General features: G+C 59.6%; 11 protein-coding genes and 2 riboswitches. Of the genes, 7 read left to right on the forward strand and 4 right to left on the reverse strand.

Annotation, left to right across the window (positions count from 1 at the left end):
- Positions 1-59 precede the first annotated feature (59 nt).
- Positions 60-158, reverse strand: a riboswitch (guanidine-I (ykkC/yxkD leader).
- 186 nt (positions 159-344) lie between these two features.
- Positions 345-977 (reverse strand): LysE family translocator, encoded by a 633-nt coding sequence (locus AC1M2H_RS14555; protein WP_480147855.1) that lies wholly within the window; start codon positions 975-977, stop codon positions 345-347.
- Between the two features lie 19 nt (positions 978-996).
- Positions 997-1,077, reverse strand: a riboswitch (ZMP/ZTP riboswitch).
- Positions 1,078-1,434: 357 nt separating this feature from the next.
- Here AC1M2H_RS14555 and katG point away from each other — a divergent pair.
- Positions 1,435-3,612 (forward strand): catalase/peroxidase HPI, encoded by a 2,178-nt coding sequence (gene katG, locus AC1M2H_RS14560; protein ID WP_480147856.1) that lies wholly within the window; start codon positions 1,435-1,437, stop codon positions 3,610-3,612.
- 154 nt (positions 3,613-3,766) lie between these two features.
- On the opposite strand, the gene AC1M2H_RS14565 is transcribed toward katG, so the two are convergent.
- Positions 3,767-4,660 (reverse strand): LysR substrate-binding domain-containing protein, encoded by an 894-nt coding sequence (locus tag AC1M2H_RS14565; protein ID WP_480147857.1) that lies wholly within the window; start codon positions 4,658-4,660, stop codon positions 3,767-3,769.
- 146 nt (positions 4,661-4,806) lie between these two features.
- Between AC1M2H_RS14565 and AC1M2H_RS14570 the strand changes: the two genes are divergently transcribed.
- The 4 genes from AC1M2H_RS14570 (at position 4,807) to AC1M2H_RS14585 (ending at position 8,478) form a co-directional block, all read left to right on the forward strand.
- Complete coding sequence (locus AC1M2H_RS14570) at positions 4,807-5,349, forward strand: sugar ABC transporter (protein ID WP_480147858.1); 543 nt, start codon at positions 4,807-4,809, stop codon at positions 5,347-5,349.
- Positions 5,336-6,178, forward strand: a complete 843-nt coding sequence (locus AC1M2H_RS14575; protein WP_480147859.1) for an MBL fold metallo-hydrolase — start codon at positions 5,336-5,338, stop codon at positions 6,176-6,178. The genes AC1M2H_RS14570 and AC1M2H_RS14575 overlap by 14 nt, the downstream gene beginning before the upstream one ends.
- A gap of 255 nt (positions 6,179-6,433) precedes the next feature.
- Positions 6,434-7,843, forward strand: a complete 1,410-nt coding sequence (locus AC1M2H_RS14580; RefSeq protein WP_480147860.1) for an MFS transporter — start codon at positions 6,434-6,436, stop codon at positions 7,841-7,843.
- Between the two features lie 209 nt (positions 7,844-8,052).
- Complete coding sequence (locus tag AC1M2H_RS14585) at positions 8,053-8,478, forward strand: MchS3 family protein (protein WP_480147861.1); 426 nt, start codon at positions 8,053-8,055, stop codon at positions 8,476-8,478.
- An 83-nt stretch (positions 8,479-8,561) separates the two neighbouring features.
- Here AC1M2H_RS14585 and AC1M2H_RS14590 read toward each other — a convergent pair whose 3' ends face one another.
- Complete coding sequence (locus tag AC1M2H_RS14590) at positions 8,562-9,443, reverse strand: LysR family transcriptional regulator (protein WP_480147862.1); 882 nt, start codon at positions 9,441-9,443, stop codon at positions 8,562-8,564.
- A gap of 202 nt (positions 9,444-9,645) precedes the next feature.
- Between AC1M2H_RS14590 and AC1M2H_RS14595 the strand changes: the two genes are divergently transcribed.
- On the forward strand, positions 9,646-10,449 hold the full coding sequence (locus AC1M2H_RS14595; protein WP_480147863.1) for a helix-turn-helix transcriptional regulator: 804 nt from the start codon (positions 9,646-9,648) through the stop codon (positions 10,447-10,449).
- A gap of 80 nt (positions 10,450-10,529) precedes the next feature.
- Positions 10,530-11,150: a LysE family translocator gene (locus tag AC1M2H_RS14600; protein ID WP_480147864.1), complete on the forward strand. Its 621-nt coding sequence runs from the start codon at positions 10,530-10,532 to the stop codon at positions 11,148-11,150.
- A 46-nt stretch (positions 11,151-11,196) separates the two neighbouring features.
- Here the strand turns inward: AC1M2H_RS14600 and AC1M2H_RS14605 are convergent, their stop codons facing one another.
- Positions 11,197-13,497, reverse strand: coding sequence for an FdhF/YdeP family oxidoreductase (locus AC1M2H_RS14605; protein ID WP_480147865.1), 2,301 nt, complete (start codon positions 13,495-13,497; stop codon positions 11,197-11,199).
- Between the last annotated feature and the right edge of the window lie 144 nt (positions 13,498-13,641).

Below are 13,641 nucleotides of genomic sequence, written 5' to 3' on the forward strand. Positions count from 1 at the left end.
AATGAACCTCTGGTTGGCACAAAAAACAGGAGCAGCGCGACACCTATACTGGTGCTGCTGTCTCCCGGGCTTTTGTCCCGCCGTGTAACCTCGCAGAGGTCGCCAGCTCTCGGACCAGTCATTCACCTGCGTGAACCGGAACCCTAGCCAGCTATTTGATCATCTAAATTGTATGGTGCGCTGCCTTCTGTTTTTATCTTGCAAAGCATATGCCAAAATAATAATTATTATAAAATCAAAAGGATGGAATATTTACCGGCGCCGACACACCAGGATGGGGAGTCGTTTTGGGGCAGCGCGTAGATTTGGTGCAGAAGAAAGGCAGGCTCGCGCCTGCCCGGGCGCTATTTACGCGTCTCAAGGGCGATGTTGACCGCCATCCCTGCCAGCACCGTCGCCATCAGCCAGCGCTGCAAGCGCTGCCAGAGCGGGCGAGCGGTAAGAAACAGCGAAACCTCACCGGCCATCACCACAATCAGCGCGTTTACCGCCACGCTAATCAATGCCTGGATGAAGCCGAGCACCAAAGACTGGCTGAGAATGCTGCCGTGGCCGGGGGAGATAAACTGCGGTAATAGCGACAGATACATAATGGCGATTTTAGGATTCGCCAGGTTGGTAATAAAGCCCATCAGAAAGAGCTTACGGCCGCTGTCTGCCGGCAGGTCGCGCACGGCAAACAGCGAACGACCGCCCGGTTTTATCGCCTGCCAGGCCAGGTAGAGTAAGTAGACGACCCCGCTGATGCGCAAAATATCGTAGGCATAGGGCACCGCAAAGATCAGCGCGCTAATCCCCAGCGCCGCGCATAGCATATAAAAGACAAATCCCAGCGCCACGCCGCCTAATGAGATCAGGCCGGCGCGTTTGCCCTGGCAGATCGAGCGCGAGGTCAGGTAGATCATATTCGGCCCGGGGGTCAGCACCAGCCCCAGGGCAACGAACGCGAATGTCATTAACGAGCTCAATTCAGGCATAGCTTATCTCCGTCAGACAAAGTTATGCCCAGGCGCGCGGCGGTTGCGACCATGCTCCCCGACAGTATTCTGTCTCAAGGCGCCAGTTACATGGCCGTGAATAGTAATAGCCTGGCGCTCACCGCTCAGCAACCCCTCAAATTTCGCCGCAGATGCCCGGCTTCGCGTCCCTGGTAATGCCCATATTGCCCACCGTCGCCGGGGCATAAGATTTTGCTGGCAAAATGACGCTTTTATCGCCAAACGTGCCGCAGCGGTTTCCTAAACTAATACGTTAATACTATGGTTAGTAAGTCGCTTTTACGTATTTTGCGCCTTAACCACAAATAACATATGGATTTCTTTATCACTCGCTGTTAAAAGGATATAACTATTAATTCCGTAGATTTATTCAAGTATCGCTTATTGGAAGCAGTGTATATCGTAATGGCATTCACAAAAGTAAACGGAGCCTGATATGAGCATGTCTAACGATTCATCTAACAACGCATCCGCAGGGAAGTGTCCTTTTCACACCGCGGCGCCCACGCAAAGCGCCGGTGGCGGCACAGCCAACCGAGATTGGTGGCCAAACCAGCTGCGCGTGGATCTGTTGAACCAGCACTCCAACCGCTCAAATCCGCTGGGCGAAGAATTTAACTACCGGGAAGAGTTTAAAAAGCTCGATTATTCTGCGCTAAAAGCCGACCTGCGGGCCCTGCTAACCGACTCCCAGGAGTGGTGGCCGGCGGACTGGGGCAGCTACATTGGCCTGTTTATTCGTATGGCCTGGCACGGTGCCGGTACCTACCGTACCGTTGACGGGCGCGGCGGCAGCGGCCGCGGCCAGCAGCGTTTCGCCCCGCTGAACTCCTGGCCGGACAACGTCAGCCTGGATAAGGCCCGCCGCCTGCTGTGGCCGGTCAAACAAAAATATGGCCAGAAAATCTCCTGGGCCGACCTCTATATGCTGGCGGGGAACGTGGCGTTGGAGAATGCCGGTTTCCGTACCTTTGGCTTCGGCGCCGGACGCGAAGACGTGTGGGAACCGGACCTCGACGTTGACTGGGGTCATGAAAAAGCCTGGCTTGAGCACCGCCATCCGGAAAGCCTGGCGCAGCAGCCGCTGGGCGCAACCGAAATGGGCCTGATTTACGTCAACCCTGAAGGCCCGAACGCCAGCGGCGAGCCGCTCTCCGCAGCGGCGGCGATTCGCGCCACCTTTGGCAACATGGGGATGGACGATGAAGAGATCGTCGCCCTGATTGCCGGCGGCCATACGCTGGGTAAAACCCACGGCGCGGCGGTCACCAGCCACGTAGGCGCCGAGCCGGAAGCGGCCGCCATTGAGGCCCAGGGCCTCGGCTGGTCCAGCACCTACGGCAGCGGCGCCGGGGCGGACGCTATCACCTCGGGCCTTGAAGTCGTCTGGACCCAGACGCCGACCCAGTGGAGCAACTACTTCTTCGAAAACCTCTACAAATATGAGTGGGTACAGACCCGCAGCCCGGCTGGCGCCATTCAGTTTGAAGCCAAAGACGCGCCGGACCTGATCCCGGATCCGTTTGACCCGGAGAAAAAGCGTAAGCCAACGATGCTGGTTACCGACCTGACGCTACGCTTCGACCCGGAATTCGATAAGATTTCCCGCCGTTTCCTCAACGATCCGCAGGCGTTTAACGAAGCCTTTGCCCGCGCCTGGTTCAAGCTGATTCACCGTGATATGGGGCCAAAATCCCGCTACCTCGGACCGGAAGTCCCGAAAGAAGACCTGATCTGGCAAGACCCGCTCCCGGCTGCTGTCCACAGCCCGAGCGAAGCGGATATCGCCACCCTGAAAACCGCCATTGCCGATGCGGGCCTGTCGGTTAGCGAACTGGTTTCCGTTGCCTGGGCTTCGGCTTCCACCTTCCGCGGCGGCGATAAGCGCGGCGGGGCCAACGGCGCGCGTCTGGCGCTGGCGCCGCAGAAAGACTGGCCGGTCAACGCCATTGCGGCGAAGGTTCTGCCTACCCTGCAGGCGATTCAAAAAGCGTCCGGTAAAGCATCGCTCGCCGATGTTATCGTGCTGGCGGGCTCGGTCGGCGTTGAGCAGGCCGCCGCCGCCGCTGGCGTGCAGGTCACCGTACCGTTTGCGCCGGGCCGCGTGGACGCGCGTCAGGATCAGACCGATATCGAATCCGTCGGTTTGCTGGAGCCGCTGGCGGATGGTTTCCGCAACTATCGCCGCATTGAAGGGGGCGTTTCAACCGAAACGCTGCTGCTGGATAAGGCCCAGCAGCTGACGCTGACCGCGCCGGAGCTTACCGTGCTGGTCGGTGGTTTACGCGTACTGGGCGCCAACTTCGACGGCAGCCAGCACGGCGTCTTCACCGACCGCCGGGGCGTTCTCAGCAACGACTTCTTCGTCAACCTGCTGAGCATGGCGACGGTCTGGAAAGCCACCGACGAAAGCGGTGAACTGTTTGAAGGCCGCGATCGTAAGAGCGGCGAGAGCAAATTCACCGCCACCCGCGCCGACCTGGTATTTGGTTCCAACTCGGTGCTACGCGCGCTGGCGGAAGTTTACGCCAGCCAGGACGCGCAGCAGAAGCTGGTCAAAGACTTCGTGGCGGCGTGGACCAAAGTGATGAACCTCGATCGTTTCGATCTGTAATCTCCCTCCCCGGCAGGCCTCTCGCCCGCCGGGGCTTTTCTCTTCCCGCCCAGTCCCTGCACTCTCACCCCCTGCGATCCGCGTAGGCAATCCGCATTCGCTCACCAGCACGATTGATAACCCCCTGCCGCGCCGGTGGCAAAATCAGCGCCCGTTATGCCGCACCGCCGCCAATTTCCGCCAGCAGCCAGCGCTCAAAATCCGCTAACGCGCTCTCATTGATGCCCGTTTCAACCGGCTTAACCAGGCAGAAATTTTTGCTTAGCCGCGTAGAGACCGGCCAGGGAGCGGCCAGCGCCCCGCTGCTGAGCTCTTTTTCGACGTACACCTGCGGCACCAGCGCGACGCCAAGCCCGGCCTGCGCGGCGGAGATAGCCATCTCATGCAGATCGTAGCGCACGCCCCGGGACGGATTATCCAGCGCGATACCGCTCTCCCGGGAGTACAGCTGCCACGCATCCGGATTTTGCCGCCGATGAATACGCGGCAGCGCGTTCAGCTGCTCCCCGCCGTCGCGATCGGTCAGCAGCGAGGGGTGGCACACCGGGACCAGCGTTTCCTGGAGCAGAAAGCGGATACGCATTCCGGCCCACGCCGGGTGCTCAAAATGGACCGCCGCGTCAAACCCGCTGCCGGTGAGAATAAAGGGATCCGTGCGCACCGCAATATTCAGCGTGATATCCGGGTGCCGACGGTAAAAACCGCTGAGCCGTGGGATCAACCAGCGGCTGGCGAAGGTTGGCAGTGCGGCAATCTCGAGGCTGCGGCTGCCGTCGGCTATTCCCGTCAGGTACTGGGTATCCCGGTCGAGGCGCTCAAGGGTCTCGCGCACGCGGTGGGCGTAGCGCGCGCCGTTGGGGTTCAGCCGCACGCGGGTGCCCGCGCGGTCGAATAATCGGCAGTTTAGCAGGGCTTCAAGCCGCCCAATCTGCCGACTGATCGCCCCTTCGGTCAGGGAGAGTTCCTCCGCCGCGCGGGCAAAATTACCGTGCCTTGCCGCCGCTTCAAAGGCCTGTAATGACGCGCTGCTGGGCAGTTTTCTTCGCATAATAGCGCCCCTTCGGCTACGAGTGCGTTCAGTGACGAAATATCACTAACTGATGAAATAATATCGATTCAGACGGCGTAATACAGCCATTAACATGAGGAATTATCAGCAAGACGCTGATAATTCCTTCATGCAGAGGCCCGTTTATGCTGTATATCGTTGAATGCACCTATACCGACCCGACAAGCGAAGCCGAATGGAACGATTTTTACACCCGGGATAAGCTCCCGGCGCTACTGAGCGTTGACGGCTTCAGTACCTCCCAACGCTTCAGGGCCCTCACCCCGGGCTGTCCGGCTTATCTGGCCATCCATACCATCCGAGACGCCGCGGTCCTCACCGGCGCGGAGTACCGCCTGAAGGGCGGCGGCAGCTTTGTCCGCTGGCAGGCCAGCATCGGCGACTGGCGGCGCAGTCTGTATCAGTGCGCGGCCCCGGCTCCGGCGGTATCCCCCGACCAGACCCTGCTGCTGGCGGCGCGGCCCATCGACTTTATTGCCCATGAGCTGGGTTACCGGGCGTGGCGGCTGCGGGCCGCTGGTCTGGATAGCTTCCCTGAAGGCCGGCTGGCGTACGTCATTTCGGCAGACCATGCCGCCCTGCTCACCGCAGCGGCGGATATCCACCGGTATCAGCCGCTAACCGGGCAGCTACGTCCGCAAAAAGGAGGCGATCGTGCGCATCGTTAACTTTATCAGCCGTCAGGTTGGCGATTATCTGGTGAGCGCCTTGAGCGACGGAAATATGTCCGTCAGCCTCGGGATACTTTCGGGCATTGACCCGCAGGAAGCCGACGAAAGGCAGCGGGCTGCCGGAATAGCTGACCCGGAAGCGCTGCATATCAATGCCTATCTGATTCGCGGCCGGGGGCGTACGATCCTCGTTGATTCCGGCACCGGCGGGCGGAATAACGCCGGAGGAGAGCTCCCCCTGCGCCTTCGCGAGCTGGGTATCGCCCCGGCCGACGTCGATACGCTCCTCCTGACCCACGGCCACCCCGACCATATCGGCGGGCTGCTCGACGCCGACGGCGAGGCCGTCTATAAAAATGCGCGGCTGTATCTGCACCCGCGGGAGATCGATTACTGGCAGGATGAGACCCTGTTCATGCGGGCCAGCGAACGCGTCCAGCGCAATTTTACGCTGTTTCGCCGCGCGCTGGCGGCCTATGGACAGCGGGTTAACCTGCTGACGGAAGATGAGGTGCTCCCCGGCATTCGCCCGATCTGGCTACCCGGCCATACGCCGGGCCATAGCGGATTTCGCATCGATGCCGGGGATAAGCCCCTGCTGATCTGGGGCGATATTGTCCATTTTCCGCACATTCAGTCGGCCCTGCCGGCCGTGGCTATCGCCTTTGACGCCGACCCCGTCGAAGCGGCAGGCACACGGAAACGGATTCTGGCGCAGGCGGCGCGCGAGCAGTGGCTGATTGCCGGCATGCACCTCGCCGGCGCCGGCTTTGCCCGGCTTAAGGCGGTCGGCGACGGCTACCGGATTGTCTACCAGCCGGAGTAAAGCGATACGCTCATCGCCGGCGCGTTCCGTGACCACCCGCGGTTAAATCCTGAAAGCCCGCTTCTGCGGCCTGTTAGTCATTTCATTCAAATCCGCCGCGCACGCTGGCGGAAAACCAGCGCATTCCACAACCTCTGAGAAAATTCGCCAGATATCCTTCTGAAGAATGGATATAGAGACGATGATTAAAAATTTAAAACTATTAACAATCAATTAACATTAGCAGGCGAACATTTTTCTGAGGGAAATAATAATATGTCTACCACCCACGTTCTGGGGGATGCGCCTTTGGCCTCCGCGGGACAGCCCCACTCCAGCTTAACCAGCCGTATCGACGCGCTGCCCGGCTCCTTCGGCCTGTGGTCATTTATCACCCTGCTGGCGCTCGGGGGATTCTTCGAGCTGTACGATCTTTTTCAGACCGGATACATCAGCACCGGCCTGCTTGCGGAGAATATTTTCCACGTCGGCGCGCAGGGAGTTTTCGGTATATCGGATCAGGCCGCCTTCGCCTCGGCGACCTTTTTCGGCCTGTTTATCGGCGCCAGCCTCCTCGCGCCGCTGGCGGATAAGCTCGGCCGCCGCCTGACCTTTATGTTTGCGCTTGCCTGGTACGGCGTCTTCTCGCTGCTGATGGCCTTTCAGAGCAGCGCGGAGGGGGTGATCTTCTTCCGCTTCCTCGTCGGCATTGGCCTCGGCATTGAGCTGGTCACCATCGACACCTACCTGAGCGAATGGGTTCCAACCCATCTGCGTAATAAAGCCTTCGCCTTTGCCTTCTTCATTCAGTTTCTCTCGGTGCCCTCCGTGGCGCTGATGTCATGGATGCTGGTGCCCATCACCCTGTTCGGCCTGAGCGGCTGGCGCTGGGTTATTATCTTCGGCGCGCTGTGCTCGCTGGTTATCTGGGTCATCCGCAAGAAGCTGCCGGAATCGGCCCGCTGGCTGGAGGTCAAAGGCCGCAACGACGACGCGCACGCGGTAATGTGCGAGATGGAGCGGCGCTGCGGTATTGCCCCCTCGCCGCAGCACCGTACGCAGCCCGGGACAGCCAAAACGCAGACCGGCACCTTTAAAGAGATTTGGGCGCCGGAGTATCGCCAACGCACCATCATGCTGATGGTGATGAACTTCTTCCAGGCGATCGGCTTTTTTGGCTTCGGCAACTGGCTGCCGGCGCTGCTGTCAGGCCAGGGCGCCAGCATTACCCACAGCCTGCTGTACGCCTTTTTCATTACCCTCGCCTATCCGATTGGCTGCCTGTTCTGCACCCGCTTTGTTCACCGCTTTGAGAACAAATGGCAGATCGTACTCTCCGCGCTGATGACGGTGGTGTTCGGCACCCTGTTCGCCCTGCAGAATAGCCCGGTGATGCTGGTTATCTGCGGGTTTATGATCACCTGGTCCAACGCCTGGCTGACCATCAGCTATCATGCCTATCAGGCCGAAGTGTTCCCGACCCATATTCGCGCCCGGGCGGTTGGCTTCTGCTACTCGTTCAGCCGCCTGTCGACGGCGGTCACCAGCATTCTGATCGGCATCATTCTGCAATACGCCGGCGCGCCGGGAGTCATTAGCTTTATCGTCGCCAGCATGCTGATGGTGATGCTCTCGGTCGGAATTTTTGGGCCGAAAACTCGCGGCATCAGCCTGGAAAAAATCTAACCTCACGCCGCGTCGCCGGGTCTCTCCCGGCGGCGACGGCAGCGCCGGGGTCTTGCTTTATAAGCCCCTCTGTCGCCAATATAATAAAAACCCCATATTCACTGACCTGATAAATATCAATGGCAAAACGGTTAATCAGCGCTATTTATTGATCGCTATTTTTTTCGCGTGCTATAGATGTCCAATGAATTATTTATGGCTCAAGCCCGATGCTTAAAAAAACAAAAATCATTGTACAATTACTGGTTCCGCTATTAATAGCTTGTCCGGCTGCGGCAGTCAGCGCGAAAATTGAATTACCTGCTGCTGTAAAAACCATCGCCAGCGCGCAGTATTTTTCCACCGGTTATAACGGCTTCATTGCGCATAAAAGCGCCGGGGAGCAGGCGCTAAGAACGGTTGTCTCATCTCCGGACGCTACGGGGAAGCTGCTTGATATCGCCCGTTTCCCGTCCACCACCCTGGCCGGCAGGCTGTATGCCGCCTGCGGTTTAAAGCAGCACGAATATAGCGATATGGATAGCATCTTCACGCCGTTCTTTCATTTTACCGTTTCGGTGCTGCGGGGCGATGTGCTAACGGAAGAGTCGTTCCAGGATCTTTATGGCAGAATAACCGCCTACGGCTGTCATTAATTACGCAACGGTTCCGCGATATTCTTAATTAACGCCCCGATGTCTTTAGAGCGTTAATTCATACATTATATGCGGCTAAAGAGTTAGCCAAATATCGCCTGCGCATCGGCAAAGCATTTTTCCGCCAGCGACGACACCGGCTCTTTATTGCGCATAATCAGCGCCAGCATCGAATCCACTGCCGTTTCGGCAATCGGGATAATCTCCAGATTATCGCTCAGCTCCTCGAGGCCATTATTGAGCGGCATAATGGCGCAGCAGACCCCCGCCTGTACCGCCTGGATTATCTGAAAGGTAGAGTCGCTTTCAAAAACGTATTTCGGCGTTAGCCCTTTCGCTTTAAAGCTCATCTCGATCGATTCGCGGTAGTACATCCCTTTGGTGAGAAAGCCGAGCGGCAGCTCGGCCAGCGCCTCCCAGCCGGGGATGCCTTCGGCGAACTGAAAATGGCGTTTATCGTGCAGTAGCCCCATCCGGGTCGCCGGCAGCCGCTGCACGTTAAACAGCTGGCTATCGACGTGGTGCAGGTAGCAGATCCCGAGATCGAGCTGATTACGGCTCACGCCGTCGATAATCTGCTCCGAGGTCAGCGACAGCAGGCTAAACTGCAGCTCGGGATACTTCTCCGTCAGGGGCTTAATCAGCTGCATCGGGTTGAGGCTGGCCAGCGGCACCATGCCGACCCGCAGCTGACCCACCATCTGCCCGCGGCAAATCGCCGCCTCCGCCTCCAGCCCGTCGTGGGCGGCAAGCAGCGCCCGCGCCCACGCCAGAATGCGCTCGCCTTCGGGGGTAAACCCTTCGAAGCGCTGCCCGCGCTGGATCAGCACGAGGTTCAGCTCATCTTCGAGGCTGCGAATACGCATCGAGAGCGTCGGCTGGGTGATATGACAGGCCGCCGCGGCCTGGCCAAAATGACGGGTCCGATCGAGGGCGATAAGATACTTAAGCTGTTTAATATCCATAATTGATCCACTCTATTTGCACTGGCGCGCAAAGAAGCGCCGGCGCGGTACAGAGCGCTATTGTAGCCCAAATATGTTAGCTAACTGTTATTTTAAGGCCGTAAGAGGCCCGCCGCCGGCACGGCTAAACGCGCCGCGCGCTTGATTCCTGGGCTGACGCTGCCAGACTGGGTACAGGGCTATCGGTAAACGGAGAGATAACGTGACGCGGTATGTACATCAGGTTCAGCAGCACAAAGTTCCGCTCGCCGGTCTTGAAGCGCTGTCGCTACTCACCGAGCACAGCTTCTCCCGCCACTCCCACGACCGGTTCGGCATCGGTATTTTTACCCACGGCGCCCAGCGTTCCTGGAGTCATATCGGCAAAGTTGACGCCGCTGCGGGCAACGTCATTATGGTCAACCCCGGCGAAATTCACGACGGCGCGCCGCTACACGGCCCTCGCGGCTGGCAGATGCTGTATATCGACCCCCTGCTGGTCGAGCAGGCGCTCCCCGGCGGCGCAAAAGCGCAAGATATTATCCTGCGCCCGGTGGTTGAGGATCCTCGGCTGAACGGACTGATGGCGCGCATGTTCCGCGAAATCCGCGCCGCGTCCCCCGACGGCGCCGCCGTAGAGGAAGCGTTTCTTCTCTGCCTGATGCAGATCTCGCGCCGTCACCTGCTGGTGAAAGCGCCGCGACAGCCCGGGTCGCCGAGCATCGCCCTGGCAAAAGAGTATCTCGACGATGCGCCGGAAAATAAGATAACCCTCGAACATCTCGCCGCGCTTTGCGGCATCAGCCGTTTCCAGCTGATACGCGGCTTCGCCCGCGAAACCGGGATCACCCCGCACGCCTATCTGATTCAGTCCCGCGTGCGCCTGGCCCGCCGGCTGCTGACGGAGGGATACGGCCTGGCCGAAGCGGCGCTGATGGCGGGCTTTGCCGATCAGAGCCACTTTACCCGCGCCTTCCATAAACAGTTTGGGCTAACGCCGGGATACTACCTCTGCGCGATTGGCTAGCCTGCCTGCAATTTTGTTCAATACGCGCCGGCTTCGCTGCGAAATACTCGGGCTCTTCCTCCTGAAACGAAGAGCATGCTATGTCGCTTATCACGCCTGAATTTATTATTACCTCCCTGATCGTTGTCGTCGCCCCCGGCACCGGCGCGCTCTACACCATCGCAACCGGGCTCTCCGCCGGCAGCAGAATGAGCTACGCCGCCGCGCTGGGCTGCACGCTGGGGATTATTCCGCATATGCTGGCGGCGGTGACCGGGCTGGCGGCCATTCTACACGGCAGCCCGCTGGCGTTTGAGGGGGTGCGCTATCTCGGCGTCGCCTGGCTATTGTACCTGGCGTGGACAACGCTCAGGCAGCGCGGTTCGCTGCGCCTCGACGCGGCAGATACCACGCGAACGGCGGGTAAAATCATCGTTCATGCGGTATTGATCAACCTGCTTAATCCCAAGCTTCCGCTCTTTTTCCTGGCGTTTTTACCGCAGTTTATGCGCAGCGATTCCCCCTCGCCGACGGAAGATATGCTGCTGCTGAGCGCGATTTTTATGCTGATGACTCTGCTGGTGTTTATGCTCTATGGCGCCTTTTCCGCCGCCGTGCGCCGGCACGTTCTCGCGCGCCCGGCGATCCTGCGGAGTCTGAACCTGTGCTTTGCCGTCGGGTTTGTTGCGCTGGGCATCAGGCTTATTCTGACGCCGCGCTGATGGGGCCTCGTCGCCAGCGGTCGCCGGCGACGAAGCGCGGGAGGTATTAGCGTATTCCCGCGATGGGTAGGATCTCTTTCGAGCGCAGGGTCAGGCGAATCGGCACCGATTTGTAGGATGGTGTGCCGCTCTCCTGATCAAGATAGTTGAGCGGAACCAGGACGTTAGCCTCCGGGTAATAGGTGCCCACGGTGCCCGGCGCAATGCTGTAGGCCACCACCGTAATGTTCTCAAGCCGCTGGTGGCTGTCCGGCAGCGCGGTACTGATATCAACCCGGTCGCCGTGCTCCAGCCCCATATTTTCCATGTCCTGCTCGTTCATAAACAGCACGTCGCGGCGGCCAAAAACTCCGCGATAGCGGTCATCGAGGGCATAAATCGTGGTGTTGTACTGATCGTGGCTGCGCAGCGTCACCAGGCGCATCACGTCCTCGCCGTCCACCTGCACGTTCTCATGGACGCCGTCGAAAACCGAGAACATCGCTTTGCCCGTAGGCGTCGGCCAGACTCGTTCGGTAGGCGGCAGCGGCATGCGAAAACCGCCCGGGTGCCGAATGCGCTGATTGTAGTTTTCAAAGCCGGGAACGGTGCGTTCAATCAGCTCGCGGATGCGATCGTAGTTGGCTACCAGCGCCAGCCAGTCAACTTTGCTGTTCGCCAGCGTCGCCATCGCCATCCCGGCGACGATGGCTGGTTCCGAACGCAGCTGCGGCGAAGCCGGCTTCAGCTTGCCCGACGAGGCGTGGACCATCGACATCGAATCCTCAACGGTAATCGACTGGCGGCCGCTCTCCTGGAGGTCGAGTTCGGTGCGCCCCAGACAGGGCAGAATATAGGTCTCTTTGGCCATCAGCAGGTGCGAGCGGTTGAGCTTGGTGCCAACGTGCACGCTCAGATCCAGCTTCTGCATCGCCGGGAAGGCCTGCTGACGATCGGGCATGGCGACGGCAAAATTGCCGCCGAGGCAGAGCAGCACCTTCGATTTCCCCACAATCATCGCTTCCAGCGCCTTCACCGCGTCGTGGCCATGCGCCTGCGGCGGCACAAAGCCAAACTCTCGCTGCAGGTTAGCAAGGAAGCTGGCGCTCGGCTTTTCGGTAATCCCGACGGTGCGGTTGCCCTGCACGTTGGAGTGCCCGCGCAGCGGACAGATCCCGGCTCCCGGCTTGCCGATATTGCCGCGCATCAGCAGCAGGTCGGCGATCAGGCGCACGTTGGAGGTGCCCTTGTTATGCTGGGTGATGCCCATGCCGTAGGTGACGATGGTGGCGTTGGATTTGGCATAGGCCGCGGCAACGCGCTGCAGGTCGTCGCGGGTCAGACCCGACTCGCGCTCGATGTCGTGCCAGCGGGTCAGGCGCAGGTCTTCGGCAAAAGCCGGAAAGTTCTGCGTATGTTCGGCAATAAACGCGCCGTCGAGAACATTATCCAGATCGTCATCCATCTGCAGCAGCGCTTTGGCAATCCCCTTCAGCGCCGCGGCGTCGCCGCCGGCCTTGACCTGGAAATAGGTCGAGGCGATGTTAGTTGAACGATAGGTCGCCATTTCGATCACGTTCTGCGGGTCGGCAAAACGCTCCAGCGCCCGCTCTTTTAGCGGGTTGAGGACAATAATCGGCACTCCGCGCCGCGACAGCTCGTGCAGCGTTCCCATCATCCGCGGGTGGTTGGTTCCCGGGTTGTGACCGATGGAAATGACCAGCTCGGTTTTGTCAAAATCATCCAGCGAAACCGTCCCTTTCCCAATACCAATGGATTGCGGCAGCCCGACGCTGGTTGCCTCGTGGCACATATTGGAACAGTCCGGGAAGTTGTTGGTACCCAGCTCGCGGGCGAACAGCTGAAACATATAGGCAGCCTCGTTGGAGGCCCGTCCGGAGGTGTAGAATTCAACCTCTTCCGGCCGCGTGCGGCTGACAACCTCGCCGATTCGCGCGAAGGCGCTCTCCCAGGAGACCGGGCGCAGGGTGTCGCTGGCGCGGTCGTAGACCAGCGGATCGGTTAAGCGGCCGTAGCCCTCGAGCTCAAAATCGCTTTTCGCCAGCAGCGAGCTTACCGAATTGGCCGCCAGAAATTCGGCGGTGACGCGCTTGCTGGTCGCTTCCCAGGTCACCGCCTTGGCGCCATTTTCGCAAAACTGGAAGGTTGATTTGTGTTCTTTATCCGGCCATGCGCAGCCCGGGCAGTCAAAACCGTCCGGCTGATTGGTGCGCAGCAGCGTCGCGGGGGCATCGAGAGCATCCATCTGGGTGCGAACGGCGATGGCGGTGGCTTTCAGCGCGCCCCAGCCGCCGGCCGGGCCGTCATAGGGATGAACCCCCGGCACTGCGCGTCTTTTTTTGTTCATGCTAGCTCCTGAATGCACCGTCGCCAGGCAGGTCAATGCGTGCGGCAGACCGCTATAGCAGATCGATCGGCACCGTTTTTGTGGCCGCTCGCCGACGTGCGGTTAATAGCCGCCGCCGGTGAGGGTTTTGTTAACGAAAGAATA

The organism is Klebsiella sp. F11 (genome assembly GCF_056712265.1).

Excerpts from the sequence above, each read along its gene's own strand:
- AC1M2H_RS14555 (WP_480147855.1), bottom strand. The coding sequence starts at position 977 with ATGCCTGAATTGAGCTCGTTAATGACATTCGCGTTCGTTGCCCTGGGG.
- katG (WP_480147856.1), top strand. The coding sequence starts at position 1,435 with ATGAGCATGTCTAACGATTCATCTAACAACGCATCCGCAGGGAAGTGT.
- AC1M2H_RS14565 (WP_480147857.1), bottom strand. The coding sequence starts at position 4,660 with ATGCGAAGAAAACTGCCCAGCAGCGCGTCATTACAGGCCTTTGAAGCG.
- AC1M2H_RS14585 (WP_480147861.1), top strand. The coding sequence starts at position 8,053 with ATGCTTAAAAAAACAAAAATCATTGTACAATTACTGGTTCCGCTATTA.
- AC1M2H_RS14605 (WP_480147865.1), bottom strand. The coding sequence starts at position 13,497 with ATGAACAAAAAAAGACGCGCAGTGCCGGGGGTTCATCCCTATGACGGC.
- AC1M2H_RS14580 (WP_480147860.1), top strand. The coding sequence starts at position 6,434 with ATGTCTACCACCCACGTTCTGGGGGATGCGCCTTTGGCCTCCGCGGGA.
- AC1M2H_RS14590 (WP_480147862.1), bottom strand. The coding sequence starts at position 9,443 with ATGGATATTAAACAGCTTAAGTATCTTATCGCCCTCGATCGGACCCGT.
- AC1M2H_RS14570 (WP_480147858.1), top strand. The coding sequence starts at position 4,807 with ATGCTGTATATCGTTGAATGCACCTATACCGACCCGACAAGCGAAGCC.
- AC1M2H_RS14600 (WP_480147864.1), top strand. The coding sequence starts at position 10,530 with ATGTCGCTTATCACGCCTGAATTTATTATTACCTCCCTGATCGTTGTC.